General features: G+C 44.2%; 12 protein-coding genes and 1 tRNA gene. 4 read left to right on the top strand and 9 right to left on the bottom strand.

Annotation, left to right across the window (positions count from 1 at the left end; genetic code table 11):
* Nucleotide 1 precedes the first annotated feature (1 nt).
* Nucleotides 2-493 carry a hypothetical protein gene (locus tag M9189_RS04540; RefSeq protein WP_250724964.1) on the top strand — a complete coding sequence of 164 codons (492 nt, stop codon included), beginning with the start codon at nucleotides 2-4 and terminating at the stop codon, nucleotides 491-493.
* Nucleotides 494-651: 158 nt separating this feature from the next.
* On the opposite strand, the gene M9189_RS04535 is transcribed toward M9189_RS04540, so the two are convergent.
* From M9189_RS04535 to M9189_RS04525, 3 genes are all read right to left on the bottom strand, one after another.
* The gene (locus tag M9189_RS04535) at nucleotides 652-873 is read right to left on the bottom strand and encodes a hypothetical protein (protein ID WP_250724962.1); all 222 of its coding nucleotides are present in this window, start codon (nucleotides 871-873) and stop codon (nucleotides 652-654) included.
* A 373-nt stretch (nucleotides 874-1,246) separates the two neighbouring features.
* Nucleotides 1,247-1,320 (bottom strand) — tRNA-Arg (locus M9189_RS04530).
* Between the two features lie 118 nt (nucleotides 1,321-1,438).
* On the bottom strand, nucleotides 1,439-2,125 hold the full coding sequence (locus tag M9189_RS04525) for a NigD1/NigD2 family lipoprotein (RefSeq protein ID WP_250724960.1): 687 nt from the start codon (nucleotides 2,123-2,125) through the stop codon (nucleotides 1,439-1,441).
* A gap of 195 nt (nucleotides 2,126-2,320) precedes the next feature.
* Here M9189_RS04525 and M9189_RS04520 point away from each other — a divergent pair, with 195 nt between their 5' ends.
* Genes M9189_RS04520 through M9189_RS04510 form a run of 3 tightly spaced genes read left to right on the top strand, consistent with a single transcriptional unit; the run spans nucleotide 2,321 to nucleotide 8,322 of the window.
* Nucleotides 2,321-4,063 carry a M23 family metallopeptidase gene (locus M9189_RS04520; RefSeq protein WP_250724959.1) on the top strand — a complete coding sequence of 581 codons (1,743 nt, stop codon included), beginning with the start codon at nucleotides 2,321-2,323 and terminating at the stop codon, nucleotides 4,061-4,063.
* A gap of 31 nt (nucleotides 4,064-4,094) precedes the next feature.
* Nucleotides 4,095-6,284 (top strand): tetratricopeptide repeat protein, encoded by a 2,190-nt coding sequence (locus tag M9189_RS04515; RefSeq protein ID WP_250724957.1) that lies wholly within the window; start codon nucleotides 4,095-4,097, stop codon nucleotides 6,282-6,284.
* A gap of 28 nt (nucleotides 6,285-6,312) precedes the next feature.
* A complete protein-coding gene (locus M9189_RS04510; protein WP_250724955.1) occupies nucleotides 6,313-8,322 on the top strand; it encodes an AAA family ATPase in 2,010 nt (669 codons plus the stop codon).
* Nucleotides 8,323-8,424: 102 nt separating this feature from the next.
* Here M9189_RS04510 and M9189_RS04505 read toward each other — a convergent pair whose 3' ends face one another.
* The 6 genes from M9189_RS04505 to M9189_RS04480 all read right to left on the bottom strand — a co-directional run bounded on the left by M9189_RS04505 (nucleotide 8,425) and on the right by M9189_RS04480 (nucleotide 21,905).
* On the bottom strand, nucleotides 8,425-9,726 hold the full coding sequence (locus M9189_RS04505) for an O-acetylhomoserine aminocarboxypropyltransferase/cysteine synthase family protein (protein WP_250724953.1): 1,302 nt from the start codon (nucleotides 9,724-9,726) through the stop codon (nucleotides 8,425-8,427).
* A 69-nt stretch (nucleotides 9,727-9,795) separates the two neighbouring features.
* Nucleotides 9,796-10,251: an OsmC family protein gene (locus M9189_RS04500; RefSeq protein WP_250724951.1), complete on the bottom strand. Its 456-nt coding sequence runs from the start codon at nucleotides 10,249-10,251 to the stop codon at nucleotides 9,796-9,798.
* Nucleotides 10,252-10,405: 154 nt separating this feature from the next.
* Nucleotides 10,406-11,761, bottom strand: a complete 1,356-nt coding sequence (locus M9189_RS04495; RefSeq protein ID WP_250724949.1) for a serine hydrolase domain-containing protein — start codon at nucleotides 11,759-11,761, stop codon at nucleotides 10,406-10,408.
* A 29-nt stretch (nucleotides 11,762-11,790) separates the two neighbouring features.
* Nucleotides 11,791-12,459 (bottom strand): response regulator transcription factor, encoded by a 669-nt coding sequence (locus tag M9189_RS04490; RefSeq protein ID WP_250724947.1) that lies wholly within the window; start codon nucleotides 12,457-12,459, stop codon nucleotides 11,791-11,793.
* 283 nt (nucleotides 12,460-12,742) lie between these two features.
* Nucleotides 12,743-19,468 (bottom strand): aminotransferase class I/II-fold pyridoxal phosphate-dependent enzyme, encoded by a 6,726-nt coding sequence (locus tag M9189_RS04485; protein ID WP_250724946.1) that lies wholly within the window; start codon nucleotides 19,466-19,468, stop codon nucleotides 12,743-12,745.
* A 229-nt stretch (nucleotides 19,469-19,697) separates the two neighbouring features.
* Nucleotides 19,698-21,905: a bifunctional alpha,alpha-trehalose-phosphate synthase (UDP-forming)/trehalose-phosphatase gene (locus M9189_RS04480; RefSeq protein ID WP_250724944.1), complete on the bottom strand. Its 2,208-nt coding sequence runs from the start codon at nucleotides 21,903-21,905 to the stop codon at nucleotides 19,698-19,700.
* Between the last annotated feature and the right edge of the window lie 42 nt (nucleotides 21,906-21,947).

The raw sequence follows: 21,947 nt of genomic DNA, 5'->3' as shown, positions 1-21,947 counted from the left end.
TATGAGATATAAACTGTTTTTTATTGTAATAATTAATTTCGTTTTAATGAGCTGTAATGACTATAAAAAAGTTATTAAGGACTTTGGATTACATAGTTATTATTTAGCAATAAATGTGAAGTTTGAAAATAGAATTGTGCCGATAGTTTTGGAAAATTCTGATTTTTACACCCTGATAAATGGTGATACCTTGAGTGAAAAAGACTATGTTACTATGTTAGAGAACCTATCCGATAAAATGAATCCATATGAAATTGAGAATGTTGAATTAGCTAATAAATTAAAAGAATATAAAGTTGACATCTGTGGAGACTTATTTGAACAATATGTGGATATAAAGGGAAGCGATTTAGTCAAAACGTTTTTTGATGAAAATCAAGTACAACAAAAAAAATTAAATATTGAACAGAAAAAGACAGTAATTTATTTGTTGTTCAGGAATAATATTTTTGTTAAGGTTGATGATGAAACTGGACTTTTATATATACCCTAAGAGTAGATAAGTTCGGTAAATCCACTGTTAGGCAAAGTTTTTAACTTCGTCGAATCCTAACCGGCAGTTTGCAACTGTCATTGCTGATAGGCAAGCCAGGCAAAAAATGATAATACTTTCACTAAATAGAAATGCCCGGGTATTGTTCTGGGCATTTTTTATAGTAATCCCCAAAGAATACATAGAACGGTGTAAGTTGATGGCGCTGCTGTTCCAATGAAATTTGTGAAGTTTACGTTGTCAATTGTCACCTCACTTTTTTCTTTCGTGAGTGCATAGTTTGCAGCAGCTTTAAAAGCTTTTGTAGCAGCTAATATGGCGAAAAATACCATAATAAAAGTTTGGCCAATCGGAATCATTCTTAAAAGTTCGATATTCATAAAGCAGCAATGTTTTTATTAAAGAAATCTTTGAATTTTGATTTAGTAAGCATGGTGTTTATAATCTTCATTACCGTTTGCTTGTCTTCTTCCTCAATTCGGCTGCCCCAGATGCATCAGTATTCGGATAGTTGTTCATAGCCCTCAGGGTGTACCTTACCTCGACAACTTTGGAACCTGAGGTAGAGAACTGATAATCGCCACCGCACTGCGAACCAACACCTATCATGGTGTTTGAGATTGATGTGAAAAAGGTGACCTTACGTGGTTCAACTGGAACTTCCTTCCCTTTGGAATCATAGGCTACAACCTTGTAGCCATCAACATAAAAACGAAGAGCGGCAAAACTTTCTCAAGTCTTGCCGCTCTTTCGTGATTCCGGAGGGACTCGAACCCCCAACCTCCTGGGCCGTAACCAGGTGCTCTATCCAATTAAGCTACGGAACCGTTCCAAACTGCGGTTTGATTTCTCAAATGCGCTGCAAAGATAGGAATATTGCACAATATCAAAAACACTTTTAGAAAAAAATAACCGCAATTTGAGCAGGAGGTTTAAAACTATCAGTTACTCACCATATTCATAAGTCAGCTCCTTTTCAAAGTCGTCCCGGTCGCTGAAATTTTTAGCTTTCAGGATGAAAGATACTGAATTTGATCCCTCTTTCTTTAATGCCGCAAGATTGAATGATACAGTGCCCTGCATCAGGTAGTTCTTCCTGTCATCCCGCCTGTTGTGTCGCAGTTCAAGGACAGGCAACCCATCTTCATTCTCAGGATTGTCAACATCCTGAACCAGGTTGATAAAATGTATAGTTCCTCCACCGCCATACCTGAAGATAATTGTAAGATAGTCGCCGGTAAACCAGTAATCTCTTATCTCAACCGGATCATGCCCTATGCTATCTTCCTTCTCAGGTGTAAGCATAAAGATACCCTTTGTGAGGATCTCGCTCATGTCATTAATCTTGACCCAATGATCTATATCCTCCCTCCCTTTGGTGTCACCCAAAATTGTATAGTTGACCCACACACGCATTCCATCATAGACATTAAACCAAGGAATGGACGATGACGAGGGGTACAGTACATCTCCATTATCTGTGGTTATCACATAGGGTTTTGTTCCGTAAGTTGAAACCGTTCCTGTTGTTACCCAATACTTACCCAGAGAATAGGAGTCATCATCATCCTCGCACGCAGGCAATAAAAACACAAGGCTCAACAGGCTGCTCCACAACAAAAACTTTTTCATACTTCTTACTGTTTAGTTTGACATATTTGATTTGTCAGTTTCTCATTGTCTGATCAATTGATGTTGTTTTTCTGCCATGGTTGCTTATATCAGGTAAAATTTCATATTTGACTGAGCCTGCATTCCTTTTGGTCTGAGAATTGTACCATAATTTCATTATTTTAGCGATCTCACTTAAGATAACATTAGCATAGTATGCACACTATATTGATCCGCTGCCTGTCACCACGGGTAATTTTAGCAATCACCTTTCTAAGCCTGACTCTTAATGCCTCAACAGGAAATTATCCTCAATGGAATTTCCACTTTCCGCTAAGTAACCCAACGACAATTAGCGGCAGTTTCGGGGAAATCCGCACGGGTCACTTCCATGCTGGTATTGATTTTACAACGGATCAAAGAACTGGTTTTCCAATCACCGCGATTGACGACGGTTATGTAATTCGTATTGCTGTATCCCCCACAGGATACGGCAAGGCTGTGTACATAGCCCATCCCAATGGCTATACTTCGGTCTATGCACACTGTGAATGGTTTTCCGATAAGATAGATGCTATAGTTACCGAATTGCAGTACCAAAAGAAATCCTTTGCCCTGGATGTTAACTTCCAGCCAGGTGAAATCCCGGTCAAAAGAGGCGAACTCATTGCCTTATCAGGCAACTCGGGGGGGTCAGGTGGTCCTCACCTCCACTTCGAAGTTCGTGAAACTGACGGAGAACGCCCCATCAACCCGCACTTCTTCGAAATGCCTGTCACAGATGAAACGCCCCCGGTGATCGAGGCTATTCGCATCTACCCTCTTGATGAAGGCAGTACTATTAACGGCAGCAGCCAACCACTATATATTCCTGCTGTCTTTCATGATGGTCGCTACCACCTCAAAGGCAACCCCGATATCATGGTTAGCGGCACGATAGGTGTTGGCGTCCAGACTATTGACTATGCCGGGGAGAATTGGAGACGTAACGGCATCTATACAATCAAACTGATGGTAAACTCGAGCCAGTGGTTCATGTCGAGTATGGACGGCTTCCATTTTCATGAGACACGCTATGTCAACAGTCATATTGACTATGCTTTCAGGAAAAGCACCGGAAAGACCATCCAGAAAAGCTTTGTTGATGAAAACAACCGACTGCCAATATACACAACCACACCGGAGCGTGGCCGTATTCAGACCCAGCCCGGCAAGTCTTACGACCTGGAATATGATATAGCTGACCCATATGGCAATATCTCGCGTCTTTCCTTTAAAATGAAGGGAATTGAAGCAGATCCGGAAGCAACCAAGGGGGCTGAACAACATCTACTTTACATAGATCCTTTCAATCCGTATTTTATAAGTATGGACAACTTTAAGGCGCGCTTCCCGGCCAACTCGTTCTATACTAAGGTTCCGGCGGTCTTTGAACTGATACCCGGCAATGGTATTGGAATAGGTACTTATTTTAAAGTTCTGAGCGAGGATGTCCCGGTACACAACTACTTTGATATCACCATCCCCATCCCTGACGAGTACAAGGGAGTCAAGGGACTGACCGGTGCAAGTATCAGTAAGGGTAAGCTAAGCTATGCAGGAGGCAAGGTCGAAGATGGCAATATGAAGATTCGTACTCGTGAAGCAGGAATCTACTGTCTGGCCATTGACACTGTACCGCCGACTATTAAACTAGTGGGAGCACCGGCTGGCATGGACTATAGCAATAATGAGAAAATAAGTATCGAGATAAAGGATGACTTTTCAGGTATAGATTCTTATAATTGTTATATCAATGGTGAGTGGATGCTCTTCGATTACGACCTGAAAAGCAACAGACTCAACGGTTTCTTCAGAAACCTGAGAATCAAACCGGGGGTTCCGCAAGTTCTGGAAGTACAGATTAGCGATAAAGTCGGCAACAAATCATCATTAACTGTGGAATTCAAATATAAATAAGGGCACAGGTATAACGCATAATCTAAAACAAATGAGAAAGATTCTCTACATATTGTGCTTTCTGACAACTTGCAACACTATTCCAACCTTTGCCCAGATTGACACCGACCGAATGATGATAATCGGCCGGAACGCCCTGTATTTCGAAGATTATGTCCTTGCTATTCAGTATTTCAACCAAATTATCAAAGCCAAACCCTATCTTAGTGAACCATACTACTACAGGGCAATAGGCAAATATAGCCTCGATGACCTAAAAGGTGCCGAACAAGATATCACCAAAGCTCTTGAAATCAACCCTTATTATGTAGAAGGATATAACCTGCGGGGAGTTATCAGACAAAAGCTGGGACTTACTGCAGAGGCAGAGCAGGACTACAACAAGGGTCTTGAATACAACCCCGAGAATATAAACCTATTGGTAAATAAGGGCATAGCGCAGATCAACGGCAAACGCTACGAGGAAGCCATACAAACCTACAACGAGGTTATCCGGCTGTCACCCAAGCTGGTGTCAGCCTACCTCAACCGCGGCCACGCCAAGTTGTCTATGAACGACACCATCGGTGGTCTTGATGACTTTACTCTTGCTATAAAGGCCAATCCCTTAATCCCCGACGGATACGCCAGTCGTGCCATTGTTCATTACCAGATGAACAACTTCGATGAGGCGCTCAATGACCTGAGTAAGGCTATCGAACTAAGACCTGATGATGCACGGTTCTACATGAACAGGGGTGTAATCCGCTATCAGCTTGATGACCTCAGGGGTACAGTCGAAGATTTTGACAGGGTTATCGAACTGGAACCCCGAAATGCATTGGCATACAGCAACCGTGGTATCCTACGTGCTCAGATTGGGGATATTAACCGTGCAATTGAGGATTTTACACGGGTAATCGCCCTTAACAGAGATGATATTCTTTCAGTCTATCACAGAGCCCTTCTCTATATTCAAATCAAAGAGTGGGGTGCTGCATTAAGAGACCTGAACGTGGTAGCAGACCATTACCCGGATTTTGGTCCGGTTTACGAAAACCGCTCCTATGTAAAACAGATGCTTGGAGATAACTACGGTGCTGAATTGGACTATGGAACTTTCGTGAAACTGGAACTTCAACGCAGGGCTGATTCAGGTAAAGCTGAGGATGCTCTGGCATCCTCAGGAAATGCTTCCAACCCCGGCAGTACAGCCCAAGGTGGAAGAACAGGCAGGTCGGATAAATCATCCGACAAAGACTCTGACAATAAAGATCAGGGAAAGTCAGCTAAACGTAAGGCAACACGTAATGAGTCTGATAAAGATATCCGCAATTACGACAAGATTGCCGTGCTTGATGATTTCGGTAATGAACCCGACAATACCATTGCTACTAACCCCTTGAGAGGACGCATTCAGGACAGGAACATTATTATTGACATGGAACCTGTTTTCTGTATTAGTTTCTATCCCGGCGACATACTGGTTCACAGACTCAGATATTTCAACCTGTCTGTTGACTCGATCAACAGACACAATCCGGTTGATAAAACACTCAAGATTACAAATGCCGAACTGGAAGTTGACAGAGACAGGGCTGCTGAGGTATTTGCAATGATTAACCAGATAAATGATAAGTTGGCTACTGCTGATGACAGCGAGAAGGCTCTGCTCTATTTTATAAGGGGAACGCTCTATAATGCTGTATTAAACCTGAGCAATGCCATGGACGACTACAACAGGGTTCTTGCTATTGAACCCGACAATACCCTTGCATTGTTCAACAGGGCTTATACACGCTTCCGCACTGTGGAGACAATCAGAAGTATTGAAGCAGAAAGTCCTGCAGTTCCGGTAATCAGGACTCCTGGTATTTCTCAGACTACATCTCCCTTGAGTACGGCTGAGGAAAGAAGGATACTTGACTACGACCTCATCGAGAAAGATCTCGAAAGGGTGCTTGAACTGGACCCCAAATTTTCATTTGCTCATTACAACCTCGGAATGCTTAGAGCTATACAGAAGGATTATCAGGGAGCTATTGACCATTTTACAGAGGCTATCAATGCAAATCCTGATTTTGCAGAAGCGTGGTACAACAGAGGTTTGACAAATATTTACCTTGAAAATGACTCTACCGGTACGTTGGATTTGAGTAAGGCGGGAGAACTTGGTATCTTTAAGGCGTACAATGTAATCAAACGATACGGTGTAAGCTCGGAAGGAGAAGAAGAAGAATAATAAGCTCCGGGACGAACTTAAAACAGGGATGGAGTATATTCAAGAAAATATCGACACCGACAATGCCGAATTTCAGACCGCATGGAACCTGATTCAGTATAGTTCGGCATCTGTCTTCCTTACCGGAAGGGCAGGTACAGGCAAGTCAACCTTCCTTAGGTATGTTTGCCGTAATACCCACAAAAAGTACATTGTTCTGGCTCCAACGGGTATTGCTGCAATAAATGTGGAAGGTGTCACGCTTCACTCATTCTTTAAGATTCCACTTAGACCGATTCTGCCCAATGATCCCGACCTGAGTGTTGAGAATCGTCGCATATTTGATTTCCTCAAGTACAACAAGGCTAAAAGAACGCTACTCAAGGAGGTTGAACTGATCATTATTGATGAGATATCAATGGTAAGGGCTGACGTCCTGGATTTTGTGGATCAGGTACTAAGAGTATTTACAGGCAATAAGCACCTACCTTTTGGTGGAAAACAGCTTCTTATGGTGGGCGATGCCTTCCAGCTTGAACCAGTGGTCAAGAAGGACGAATGGCAGATCCTGAGCCGCTTTTATCCAAGTCCGTATTTTTTCTCAGCAAATGTATTCAAGGTACACCCGCTAGTTCAGATTGAACTTAAACAAGTGTACCGTCAGAATGATGCTGCCTTTATTGATATCCTGGACAGGATAAGACTAAACCAGGCCAACCGTTCTCATCTTGAGGTAATAAACAGCCGACTTAATCCCAACTTCACTGCAAAACCGGAGGACTTCTTTATTACTCTTGCAACAAGACGGGATACTGTAGATTATATAAATGAGATTAAGCTCAACGAGCTGAAAGGAAAGGAGTATTCCTTTGCCGGCAGGATTACGGGTGAGTTTCCCGAGTCCTCCCTCCCAACCCTGAAAAACCTTGTTCTCAAAGAACAGGCTCAGGTTATGTTTGTCAAGAACGACACTGAGCGTCGGTGGTACAATGGAAGTCTGGGCATAGTTGAGGATATAGATGATGAAGGTATCTATGTCAGGCTCGAGAATGATGAACTGCATCTGGTAACACCGGAAAAATGGGTTAACCTACAGTATAAGTACGACGAAAAAAACAACAGGATTACAGCCGATGAGCTTGGTGCCTTTAGCCAGTATCCTCTGAAACTGGCCTGGGCCATTACGGTACACAAGAGCCAGGGACTCACATTCCAGAATGTAATGATCGACCTGAGCGGAGGGGCCTTTGCAGGTGGACAGTTATACGTGGCTCTTAGCCGCTGTCGCACGCTTGAGGGCATGGTGCTCAAAACTCCGGTTAGGCAGAGTGATATAATAGTCAACCGTGAGGTAGTTCAATTTGCAGCACAGGCCAACAACAAAAAGCTTATAGAGGAAGAACTAAGGAAGGCCAAGGCTGATACTTCATACCTTACCGCCCTACATGCATTCAGAAGCGGAAACTGGAAGCAGGCTGTCAACAGTTTTGCTGAGGCAATAAGCTACAGGAACGACCTGGAGAATCCTTATTTCAGGCGTTTTATTGCAAAGGAAATGTTATTTATTGATCATTACCGTCACCAGATTGCCGATCTTGAAGCCAAGCTTAAGCATCAGCAGGAAAACCTTAAAGACTTTGCAAGAGAATACTACCTCATGGCCAATGAATGCGAGCTCAAGTTTAACGATACCCGCGCTGCGCTGGGCAACCTCAACAAGGCTATCAAACTGGATCCTAAGTTTGTCGATGCGCTGTTGAGAAGGGCCAACCTGCTCTTTGCTTCAGGTGATTACAGCGGTGCGGAAAAGGACTGTACTGCGATACTACGTAGCAAAAGACGGCACTTCAAAGCCTTGCTTCTAAGGGGACAAATCAGGACTCAGACCAATGCTCTGGAACTGGCATACAAGGATCTTCTGGAAGCAATGAACCTAAAAAAGTCCGACCCCGAGGTGTACCGTGCTCTGAGCAAGGTATGTGCAAAAATGGGCGAAGACGCACTTGCAGAACAATACAACGATATTGCAAGCAACCTTGAGGATATGAACTACGAATAGCTGGTGAACATCAGTATAATATCAGAGGTATCTGAAAATTGACGAATAAAAAAAGGCAGCACCTCGGCTGGGTGCTGCCCTACTTTTGGGTTATCAATACTTTCAGATCTTAGCTAAAGCCTGATCAAGGTCTGCCTTGAGATCATCAATATGTTCAATACCTACTGAAACCCGTAATACACCTGGTATAACACCAGCAGCTACTTGAGCTTCAGGATCAAGCTGTTCGTGGGTTGTTGAAGCCGGGTGGATTATCAGTGTTTTTGCATCCCCAACATTTGCCAGATGGCTAATCAGTTGAAGATTGTCAATTACCTTGTCTGCATCATTTGCTGTGCCCTTCACCTTGAATGAAAGCACTCCACCGAAGCCTCTCTTGAGGTATTTCTTAGCTACTGCATGGTATGGATTTGAAGGCAGACCCGGATATTGAACGTTCTCAACCTTGGGATGCTTTTCAAGCCACTGAGCTAGTTCAAGGGCATTCTGAACTGTTCTGTCCAACCTCAGTGAGAGGGTTTCAAGTCCCTGTAGCAACAGGAAGGCATTAAATGGGCTAAGAGCCGGACCGTAGTCACGCAGACCTTCTACCCTTACCTTTGTTGCAAAGGCAATGTTTCCGAAAGGACCATCAGTTCCAAAGACTTCCCAGAACTTAAGTCCATGGTAACCTTCTGAGGGTTCAGAAAACTGAGGGAACTTACCATTACCCCAATTGAAGTTGCCTGCATCAACAATTACTCCGCCGATGCTTGTACCATGTCCTCCAATCCACTTTGTTGCTGATTCTACAACAACGTTGGCACCATGCTCAATTGGGCGAACCAGATAACCTCCTGCACCAAAGGTATTGTCTACTACCAATGGTATTCCATGTTTTTGTGCAATTGCTGCGATTGCTTCAAAGTCGGGTATGTTGAACCTTGGATTACCAATGGTTTCAACATACAGGGCTTTGGTTTTTGAATCAATTGCCTTCTCAAACTCTGCTGGTTTATCGCTGTCAACAAATTTGACATCAATGCCAAGGCGTTTGAACTGAACCTTAAACTGGTTGAATGTACCTCCATACAGATAAGAGGTTGACACTATATTATCGCCTGCCTGAGCAAGGCTTGTAATCGTAAGAAATTGCGCTGCCTGTCCTGAGGCAACTGCTACTGCCGCTACTCCACCCTCCAATGCTGCAATGCGCTTTTCAAACACATCAGTTGTAGGGTTCATAATCCTCGTATAGATATTGCCGAATTCCTTCAGGCCAAACAGGTTTGCCGCGTGCTCAGCATTATTGAAGACATATGAGGTAGTCTGATATATGGGTACAGCCCTTGAATTAGTTGTAGGATCCACCTGCTGTCCGGCATGTACTTGTAGAGTTTCAAAGCGTAATTTTTGTGATGACATAATAAAATAGTAGTTTATGTGTTAGTAATCGAGCATAGGTTTGCTATAATAACAAATTATCTCTTGTTTTTAGTAATAAACGCATTCTAATTTGTGAACATTGAGGCTCACAGGAGTAGGATTGACAAGTGTATCATAAATCGGGCATCTGGTTTCTACAACTTCGAGCCAGCGTGACAATACTTCCTCGTCTGAATCGCTGTATACCTGAATGTCAACATCAATATTCTGAAATCCTGCCCTTTCCTTAAAAGAGCGTCCGTTTGTACGGTCAGTGTTAATCTCCCCTGAAACCTCAACAAACAGCTTATGAATCAAGATACCCATTTCCTTGGCCACCATATGACATACAGCATTCAAACAACCGGCATATCCCGCCAGGATGTATTCGAATGGACTGGGTGCATTAGTCCTTCCACCCCTGTCCTCAGAATGGTCTACAGCCACTTTGAATCCGCTTGCATCAGCATATAACCTGGTTGCGTTGCGGCTTTCTCCTCCGATGGAAAATCTCAACTGTGTCATGGTGTTTGTTTTTGAGTTACTTAATTCAGTATTATATGATACAAAAGTGGAGAAAAACAGAGCTGAATTAAATCCCACTCTTTAGGCATATTTTATACCATATTTATGGTATGAGCCTTAGCAGGGGGTAACTAATATACAAACACCGGCCGGATCAGAAATAATCCAGAGTCTCGAGTATCCCTGATATAAACCTGTTCTGATCAAACTCATCCTTCCTGGAAAAGCCTGTGCGAACTATCACAAGGTGCTTCGAAGGTATAATATAGATAAACTGACCGTCATGTCCACGGCAGCAAAACATATCACGTGGTACGTCGGGGTAATCCTTGCCTGCCAGGTTGAGCCAGAAACCGGCTCCATAGACTCCACCAGAACCCTCAGACGAAGCCGTTGTATATTCCACCCATCCTTCAGGCAGGATTTGCTCACCCAGCCAGTTACCCTTATTGAGGTAGAGCAGACCAAACCTGGTATAGTCCCTCATGGTAGCATAGATATAGGAAGACCCTATAAAGGTACCGGATGGATCAGGTTCAAAGATGGCACTCTTCATCCCTATCTTTTCAAACAATGCCTCACGTGGAAAACTCAGATATGCTGCATCATCACCAATAGCCTTGCGCATCAGCAGGCTAACGATATTTGTCGAACCAGAAGAATACTCAAAGCAGGTACCCGGCTTATAGTCTAGCTCCTTAGCAATTGCATAGGCCGCCATATCTCCCTTTTTAAACAGCATCTTGTTGACATCAGAGTTATTGCCGTAATCCTCATTCCACTCGAGTCCACTGTTCATCCTCATCAATTGATCCGGGGTAATACTCCTTCGCTTGTCATTCTTCCACTCTTCTATATCTGCCGGAGCATAGATATCAAATATATCCGCCCTAACCAGAATGCCGGCAAGGGCACTTGTAATACTTTTGGCCATGGACCAACTCAGAAATCTGTTTTCTGGTCCAAAGCCCTCAGCGTATCTTTCAGCAACTGGTTGGCCTTTATATGTTACCATTACGGCAAAAGTGCCCTTATATGGCAGGTTGCCTGTAAATACACTGTCAAGGAAGGTATTCAGCCTATCAACGTCAATTCCAGATGGAATAGTATCGGCAATCAAATCCCCTGCTGGCCAGGGAATAGAATCCTGTTTGTGACGCCATACAGGCCCTGGCCTGTATGGCCTGGACTTGATCTCCTCAATGCTATAATCATTTACAAGGATACTACCATAGCCTTCGATATAAACAGCCCGGGACTTATGCCATAGAAAGCTGCTCTCAACTACCTGATTATCGTAGTCAACCTTATTCTTTACATACTTAATAAAGGAGAAATTCAGGTCTGTTGTTTCGTGTGATTCCTGGGTGCGATTGCCAAGAAAGATACCTGATGCCATATTCTTGGCTGCATACCCTGTGATTATTGGAAGTAGTGGATTTAGGTAGAGCACTCCGCCAATCAGCACTGCCACAAGCAGCAGCGGAAGGATTATCCTAAGCTTTTTCATGATACCAGGTTTTAATTTTACCCAATGGATCAGATATAGTATTCTATATTATCAATCCATCCGGCTTTAATCGCAAACATTATCAGTTCAGAACTACTATTAACCCCCAGCTTCCTGAAAATGTTCTTGCGGTGTGTCATTACTGTGTGAAAACTGATGTTTTTCTTTGCAGCAATCTCCTTGGTAGTCATTCCCTCAGCCACCATTCTCACTATCTCGGTTTCAGTCTGAGTCAACTGACCGCTGTCTCCGTTTGTAGTCTTCCTCTTCTGTTCATCCATCAGAACTTCAAGTACCTCCTCGGAGTAAAACTTCCTACCCTTAAGGGCAAACCTTATGGCCATTACAAGTTCATCTCTGTCAATGGTCTTGCCTACAATGTGTTTGATACCCAACTTGCTAAACTCCAGCAGATCGGCCTTTATTATCTGGTTGGTAAGGATCATAATTGTCATGCCGGGATACTGCTGCATCAGTGTCTTAATGGAATCAGCCCCCTCATAATCAACTGTTGCATAATCGGTTATCAGCAGATCTGGCACCTCCGTACTCAAAAGTTTTTCAAGTTCAAAGGCATACTTTGCAACCCCGATAAGCCTGTAGCCTTCGGATTCCAGGAGCATTTTCAGTGAGTCAATCACTAAAAACTGCGAGTCGGCCAGTATCACACCAGCTTGTTCCTTACCATTCACATTCATAATAATACTATATAGGTCGGAAAACACCAGACTAAACTACGATATTCCTGCAAGTCATCATATAGCAAGGCCCATTTTTTACCTCTTAAATATATATGGATTACCTCACTCGTCATTGACGAATAGCTCAGCATGGACCTATCAAGGCCAAAAGTAGAGTCCATATAACATAGAAGTTAACATAGGCTAAAACCATTGTATGTCAGATTACTCACATGCGATGATTTGGCAGGCAGAAAAAAAGAGGGCCTCGTGGCCCTCTTTCTCTACTGGTTTCGTGTTCTTACTTCTTTTTACCTTGTGTGTCGCCACCCTTCTTATTTGCCTGTGAAGGTTTCTCAGTACTGTCGGCTTCCTTTGCCTGAGCAGCACCTGCCTTCCTGGCTGCACCCTTGCGACGTTCAAGTTCTTTAAGCACAGCATACTTGGCTGCTGCAATAGTCTCACGGTTGACCTTCTCGGTGATGCGACCCAGAGTGAGGTCATCAAACTCGATATAACCATCCATCAGAAGCAGCTGTGTGATCATATTGTTGATCATGGTTTCATGCGAATAACCTTCAGCTACATAGAGCTTGTCGGCTCCGTCGAGAAACTCCTCGGCAAACTCAGGATAGTTGGGCAGGCTCATCAACTCCTCGTAAGTCTCACCAAAACTGGTCAACTCAATATTGAGGTTTGGTGTCACCAACAGTGGACTGAAGGCCTCATCCTGCTTTTTAGGCCTGAAGTTGTTGACTCCGCTCAGGTCGATTTCAACCGACGGGTCATCCATCCTAACAAACTGTGCCTTCATCGTCTTATCCAACTGATACAGGTAGAAGTTGTAACGCATAATCTCGCGACTGTTGCCACCACGACTAAATACGTGAGCGTATTTCTCGCGAACAATACGGTTGACCTCGTTGCGGGCAGCATTGATGCTTCCATCGCCAGCCCTCATTTCCTGAATCATCTTAATCAGACCAAGAGCAGCCTTCGGAGGACCTGAAAGTTCCTTACCCTTCTTACCGATCTCGGTTGACATAATACCGCACTGAATCTTGCGCCCCTTGCCCAATCCGTCGGGCCCCCCCTTCAACACCTCTACCATTAGGTAGCGGTTTTCGATCTCGCCTTCCTTGGCAACGAAGGGTTGACCACCCGGGGTACTTGCCAGCCCGTCAAACATCTGGATAAAGATATCGCGTGACAGGTTGATAAATACTGTCTCCTCTTCTGAAACAGACTCGGCTGCAAAGCGGTTCTTGACTAGATCAAACTGAACGGACCTGATTGTGTAACTTACACCACCGTGTTTAAACTTCTTGCCCTTGAAGATCTGGTTGACAACCTCTTCGATATCAATCTTGTCCATCATCTTGTATGATGAGCAGAGGTAAAACTTCTTCTCTTCTGCAACGAAATCCCAGTCAAGCAGGTCATCCAGATAGTTGCCGTGCTTAGCCAACACGTCAACGATGTTCTTATCACCTGTCATCCTGCTAAGCGAACGCTGGAAGTTGGGACCATCCTGACTTGTAGCCTTTTCCATCCTTTCGCCGTGCGAGTCGATATAGAGCAGGTAGTTTTCCGGATTGTTGACCCTTGTGATACCACCCTCTTCCTTCGAATAATTGCTTGCAGTAAGCATTATATCGATCTTATAGGGCATATGTATTTCGCAGAAACCTGTAATAGTGCTTCGTGAGTTGAGGTCATCAACGTTACTGTCGGCACTAGTTTCAAACAGGTACTTGTAATACTTGATAAAGTCGGGGTCGAAGTCGGTTACCCTTGAGAAGTCTCCTTCCTCAGTTCCAAAGCCATAGATATTTCCTTCCTTATCGCGGAATACATGGAACATATCACCGGCAATCAGTTTGACAGACCTTACACCCGGCAGGTCCAGACGCAGCCATCTCAATACAAGGGCAGCAATCATTTCAGACTTACCGGCCCCGCTGTCACCATCAACTTCAACTGTAAAGATTGAACCGTCTTCCATCTCAACGGCAAAGAGAGAACCGTGCTTTGGTACACCACCCATCTCCTTGACCTTCTCATTGAGCATGGTCAGCCATGGCTTCTTGACATTGCCAAAGTAGTCACCTTCCTTACGTAGAGGGGTTACTATGGTCTTGATACTTCCCTTAGGACCCTTTATATCAAAGAAGCCAACCTGTGGGAAGGATATCACCTTCTCGGGTGCACCCAGAAGCAGGAATACATCAGGTACAAAGTTCTGTGCCTCCTGTAGGGTCACATCTCTGTATTGAACCAGACGGAAGAAGTCAGTCAGATATTTGATATAGCCCTTCTGGAATACTATCAACTGCTTGACAACACCATGCTGAACAATCTTACATCTGTAATCATCAGGGTCAAGGTTGGCTACAAACAGGGCAAGTCTTCTCTCAAAGAAGCCTGAACCTGGTTTGATGCTCAGGCTCTTGATATAATCATTCTTGGACTTGCTACGGCTCATATCGAGCAGGTACATTGGCTCATCCTCATCACGGTCAACCCTGTAGAAGGGAAACTCCCTCTTCTTGGCATCCGTTGCAATACGGGTATGAAGCTGTACTGGCTGTTCAACCGATATTACACCACACTTGATCATCAGGTCGTTGATCCATGATAGCTTACCTCCATTGTACTCCTGAAGAATCTTGTTCGTCATGTCGAAGTTGCGGAAGAGCGTTACACCATGCTGGATCATCTGGTTCTTGTTGCTGTTTTGACGGCGGAACCTGTTTTCAACGGCAACCTTGAGCGCGTGCAGATAACGGTAGTAATAATCTGTACCTTTGCTCAGGTTTTGCAGGTGTATTATAAAGCTCACCACACGGTGAGTAACTTCCTCAAGGAGTTGTTCATTAACCTTGATATCCTTCTTGCGGAAGATATAGTTCATTATGTCATTTACCTCCTGCGGCAAGATATCTGTCAGCAGGTTCTCTGTAATAATCTTAAGGTCTGAATCATCAGTACTGTCTATCCTTTGTTGCAGGAAGGTCAGTTTTTCGATAATCTGTTGATGGAATGAATCATCATTGCGCAGCAGGAAGACATACAGAATCTTGTCTGCTGTATCCAGGTTACTATTGAGTATCCTTTCCTTGACGGTGCTCACGATAAATCCGAATCCCCTGTATGATAAAGGAATTGAATCAAACTTAGGATTGGTACGCAGACCTTCGAGGAACTGATTCAGATACTTTTCAAGATCAATGCTGTCAATATTCAGACCTGTGATATCCTCATAGTGGGAACATGCTTCTTCAATGATTTCCTTACGGCTTGGCTCGATAGTCGGTTGCTCAAAGGGCAGGTTGAAGTGAAGCAATATCTCCTGAATATGCTTTTTCAGTATTACATTTACACCTTCCAGCCTTGCCACATCCCTCACAGGATCTCCGGTTGCATCCAGTGAAAGAATCTTCATCTTGGAGTCGGAAAACAGGATGCGTTCCATCTCTATCAGGATTTCACGCATAATATTGCGTTCCTCCGGATCATCCAACACATAGTTGTTGGGATGGAAAGTCTTCTTGTTGTGTATATACTTAAGTATTGTAGCCTTGCTGTATCGAGAGGCAACAATATTAAAGTTGAGATTCTTGATTTGAGGAATCTTCTTGTAAATCTGAGGTAGCAGGTTCTCATAAATCTTGGTAAAGGCCCTGCTCCTGATGAATTCTTCAACATCGCGGCAGTTGCCTACCTCTCCCTGGAACTCAATAACTGAGTTGCTTGAATCGCCGATGGTTGTTATTGATACCCCACTAACAGCCGGAGAGGCGTGATACAGTGATCTGTTATCGTTGATCTTGAGACTCTGGTTGCCCTTTTTCTTCTGGTCACGGATTTCGCTGAAGTCTTCAAGAACAACTTCAACCCACTGATTTTCCTTAAGATTAGGGAATACCTTTTTGATCACATCTTCAGCCTTGGCATTCTTGCCTGCCTTTTCAAAGGCAGCCCTGTACTTCATCCAGTAGCTTAGGAAGACAGTCAGCGACACCCTGATTTCCTTCTCGAATATCTCGAAGCCTTTAGAGCTTCCATCCAGATAGCCACCCAATGAGAAGCGCACTACTCCGGTCTTGTAAGGCAATGCACACAACCCCCTCTGTTCACCGATAGCCATACAGAAGATCTCAAGATCATTGTATGAACCGTAGTTGGTAAACAAAAGGTTGAACAGGTAAGAACCGTCTGAGTCGATAATTTGTATGTCTTGTGCTCCAAGTGCTTCGATTACTTCAGCTGCTACCCTCTTGGCCATTGACAGGCGTTTGATGGATTCCGAACGGAAGCTCTTGTTGATTCTAAACCTGTTTAGTCCTTTGATTAGCTGCTCTGAATAATATGAGAAGAATGGAACATCCTTGTACTTGAAGTCATCAGGCAGATTGAGTATATCAAGCTTGTCAAGACTTACAAGTTCATCAAGTAGGAACAGGTACAAGGGACTTCCTTCGAAGGTAGGTACCTGACTTCCGGCTTCTGTCTTAACAATTGAAGCCTTTGTATTCTCAACTAGGAAATTCTCGATAAGACCCCTGACTTTGCTCCTTGATGCATTCTTTGGCAATTCAGCTTCCAGCTTATCCTTCAGTCCCTTGGCACGAATAGCCACTTCAAGTACTTCGTTGAGGAAGTACAAAGAGGCGCTGTTACCGCGTACCGAACTATTACGTTTGTTTGCATACTCTACCACATCAGCCATGGCCGGAGTGGCAACGATAGCTCCGAGGCGGTCGCCCGACCCGGCAAGGTTCTTGGTTGTGGACAGAGACGAGACCACGCGTATCTTTGAAAGCAGGTTTTCGTTGTTGAAAACATACCTTGAGATAGACCTCCACTTGGGCAACAGTTCATCGTCAATCTTCACACTGTCTGAATATGCCTCATCCAGCAGAAGGGTGATCTTGCTGTTGTTGACAAATTTGAGGAACTCGATCAGGTTTTCGCGGTTAAAATCCGAATAACCTGTCGGGTTGGACGGGTCGTTGATTATGATAGTAAGGTTCTCGCAAAATCTATCCCACAGATTGCCTGTAGCATCAAAGAGCTGCATTGTATTCTTGAACCTTGCCAGTTTTCTATAGATACGCTCATAATCAATGCGCTGATTATCAAGATTTTCAATCTCAATATCAAATGGATTGATATTGAACCTCTCTTCAGAAAATAAATCTGTATATTCCCAGGCCAGTACCTTGTTGTAGACTATATAAGGCTTGGGCTGACTTTCCTTATTGAACAGGAGGTCGCGGATAATCATCTGGACATCGTCGCTTATCGAGGTCTTGTCCATATTGCCAAGATCGCTGATAAACTCACGGATGATCTTTTTATCCTCCTCGCTCTTGTTCATATAATCCTTGTACACCCCAAGGTCTATCAGCGTGTTCATAAAGCGGCCCTTGTTGTCCGCCTCATTGTCAACCTTGGTGATGTACTTCTGGTAACGCTCAAGGAAGAGGTTGATACCAAAATTCTTATGGAAGTGATTGTGCAGAGTCCTCTTGTAGTTGTCCGGAATAAAACCAAGGATCACCTTGCAACGGTTCACTGTATTTGGGTCAACTGGTTTCAACTGACGATTGAAAAGATACTCACCATAGGTTCGTATCTGGTTCCGGCCACCACCCTCGAGGATGGTGGCTATCCTTACATCCTGACGGTTGCCGTAGAAGTACTTCCTTATCTTAGCTTCAAAGTCAGCAATCAGGGCTTTGTTTTGCTCCTTACGGTTGCTGCTGTCTGCGCAGTTTTGCAGAAAACTGATAAAAGCACTCAACCTGATCAGTGAGTAACGATCAATCAGTATTTGACGGGTAAAGCCGTCAAATTTATGCAAGTTTATATTCTTGATCGGATCATCCAGTTCACCAAGTTGCTCCTGCTTTAGCTCCTTGAGTTCTTCGTTATACTCCTCTATTTTCTTGCCGATAAGCTCCTTAAACTCGACCAGGTTCTTGCCATTTACATTTTCAAGAATCAGGCGCAGGTTAAGCTGCGTATTTGCTGGTGCTCCAAGCTTCTTGGTATGTACCTTGTTGAGGGTGCTGATGATACCATTGTGGAAGCTGAATACCAGTGAGGTATTGGAAGCTTCTGACTCAGGGGAATCATCAACAACAACAACCCTTGAGAGATAGGGGAACCATTTCGAACCGGCAAACATATTCTTGCGCATATGTTTGACCTTGACAACGAAGACAGATGAAGTATCCTCCACCATCATACGGAAGAGCTCTTCTCCCTTGATATTATCTACAACTCGAACGCAGTCGGCACCGAAGACCTCACCTTTGATGAGTTCCACTGCCATATCCGAATTACCGGAAACGACGGTACGGATAAAACCGTTGAGACCTTTGAAGTTAACTGCCCACTCAGTGCGGTGCAGGAAGTTGTCCTTCTCCGCCTTGGTAGTATAATGGGTACTTTGGTTGATCATCTGATCGAGCGTATCCATCAGATAATTCCAGTGGCCTTCGTCGATATCACCAATAACGCCAACTACGTCGCGGAAACGACGGAGTTCACGTGCAGGACTACCCAGAATAACACGGGCCAGAAAGTCGATAGTAGCCTCTGTTACCGGAGGGGTACCAACAGAAAGGTCATGCAGGGCACGTATATTGTTGATCCAGGTTTTCTTTTGTTTATCAACTATATCATGATCGGCAAAGCGGCCTATCCTTTGATTAAACTTTCGTTTAAGAGATGTGTACCTGAATGCTTTCGAATCCTCGTGAGGAAACAGCATCAGCGATACATCCGAGTAACCGGGTATCTCCTCCTGAAACTTCAACAGGTATTTCTGAATTTCAGCCTGTTGCCTTGCCGGGTCTATCGGCTCTTCATAACAAAGTCTGACAAAAGCCTTGAGATTGTCAAAGACATAGTTGGGCAGGAAGACCTCTGCCCTTTCACCCAACGACCTGTAAAGATCGATGTATTCACGTGCCTCTTTCCTCAAAAACGCTTTTGGGAGTCCTTCAATTTGCATAGTTGACTGGTGTCATTTACGATTTAACAACTCTGTCCCTGATATTACAACAAAATGTCGCAAATATAGATAAATAAGCATAGGGATTGTAACCTAAAACAGGTATAAAGAGCTGCATGTTTAAGATTTAACTTTTTTTACGTAGGTTGGCCGGGTTCAAGACCCCTAAAGAGGGCTCAAAAGGCCATATCTAAACGCCTTTAGCCCTAAATACAAAATTTCCTTGATTTTATCTGCTAAAGAGTCTGAGAAACTGCCTTACCGAGTCAGTTGTCTCTAGTTTGTAAGCCGCTGAAGTGTGTTTGATTCCAACTTTAACAGTTACTGAGTCTTCAGGAAGGTCTCTGAACAGGTACTCATCCGTCCAGTCGTCTCCAATGGCCATTATAAAGTCCGCATTCATACCGGTAAGCAGCTTGTTGGCTGCTCTACCCTTGTTGATACCGCTGCTCTTAACTTCCACAACTTTGTTTCCCTCAAGAATCTCCAGGCGGTGGTTGGCTACCATTTCTGTAAGCACATCCTTCAGTTCCTTTGCCCTGAGTTCGCCAAGTTCAACTTCCGCTGCCCTGTAATGCCATACTAGTGAGTAGTTTTTCTCCTCCAGAAAGGACCCGGGGGTACGATCCACATACGCTTCAAGGATGGGCTTTATCACAGGCATCCATGAATTTGATGCATTTGAAAGCATTTCCCAATCTCCAGTATAACGTTTGAGCCACACCCCGTGTTCACAAATCAGGTTGAGCTTCATGCCTTTAAACCAGGTGCCTATGCTTCCTCTTTCACGTCCGCTGATGATGGTCAATATGTTACGCTCGTCAGCAGTTATTGAGTTAAGCAGATCGATAAGAGCCATATCAGGGACAGCGTCATTGGGATTGTTGACGAAACCCTTGAGGGTTCCGTCATAATCAAGGAATATTGCCCTCCTAGAGGCTTTCTTGTAACGACCAACAATCTCCCTGCTGATCTCCTCTGTAATCTTTTTGGCAAGGAATTCGGTCTGTACCTTCCTAGCCTTTTGCAGGGCATTGACAAAGTCTTTAGCCCACTTGAATACATCATAACGTCTGAGACGTTCCTGCATAGCACTGATACGACGTACCTGTTCGCTATGCGGCATCTCGATAGCCTGCTGTATTGCTTCGGCCACCTGATCCTCATCGTTGGGATTTATTATTATGGCCTCTCCCATTTCCTTGACCACTCCGGCCATCTCACTTACAACTACTACTCCTGTCTGGTTGATTCTCGACGCCACATATTCCTTGGCTACCAGATTCATGCCATCCCGTACAGGAGTAATCAGTGCTACGTCGCACATACTGTACAGTTCAACAAGATTCTGGAAGGGCATGGAACGGTAAAAGTAAAGTACAGGTGTATAGTTGATCGAACCATAGAGACCGTTGATTCTTCCCACAAGTTCCTCAACCTCGCTTTTCAGCTTTTTGTAATGGTCGACGTTATCACGTGAGGGGACGGCCAGCATAACAAGGGTCACATTGCCCCGGTAATCGGGATTTCTCTCAAGAAATTTCTCAAAAGCCCTGAGCCTGTTGGGTATCCCTTTGGAGTAGTCAAGTCGGTCGATAGACAGTATCAGATGCTTGCCATCCGACATCAGGAAGTACTTTTCCAGTTCGTTATGTACCTCCGACCTCTCCTTAACAGGTGTATGGAAAATATTAAGGGCGGCTTTGTAAAACTTGTCGTAGTCAATTCCCATAGGGAAGGAATCCACGAGTATGATACGCCCGTCGATATGCACCTCGTTGAGAACTATCTCATATCCGAATATCCGCCTCACACTACTCAGGAAGTGGCGCTGATAGTCGTAGGTGTGAAAACCGATAAGGTCAGCACCCAGCAAGCCTCTTAGGAGCTCATCCCTCCATGGTAGAATCCTGAACACCTCATACGATGGGAAGGGTATATGTAAAAAGAATCCTATTGTGATATCCGGCCTCTGGCTCTTGACCATCTGAGGCACAAGCATCAGTTGGTAGTCGTGCACCCATACAAAGTCCCCCTGTCCTGCTGTCTCGAGTATGGTATCGGCGAATTTCCGGTTGACATTGATATAAGCGTCCCAAAGGCTGGCGTGAAAATCAACATACTGTGCAAAGTAGTGAAACAGCGGCCATATAGTATTATTGCAGAATCCTTCATAAAAGTCCTCCACTTCCTGTTCACACAGGTGAACAGGTTTACAGCCCTCCTCCTTCAGTAGGCGGTCAACTGCCTGTAGTTCCTTCCTGCTTTTGGTGTCGGAAGCTATTCCCGGCCATCCTATCCATTTACCTTCAAAATCCTTATAAACAGAGTTCATCCCTGTTGCCAGCCCCCCAACGCTGGGCTCTAGACTAGGGTTGTCATTTTCAAAACTGATACTGAAGGGAAGTCTGTTGGAAACTATATGAAGCCTTTTCATAACGCATTTTTTCCGGTTTCTACCAAAGATAAGAAAAGTAAG

This window comes from Xiashengella succiniciproducens, assembly GCF_023674465.1.
In the GTDB taxonomy this organism is placed as follows: domain Bacteria; phylum Bacteroidota; class Bacteroidia; order Bacteroidales; family Marinilabiliaceae; genus Geofilum; species Geofilum succiniciproducens.
Note: the sequence above shows the minus strand (reverse complement) of the source record. Positions and strands in the feature narration are given on the sequence as shown.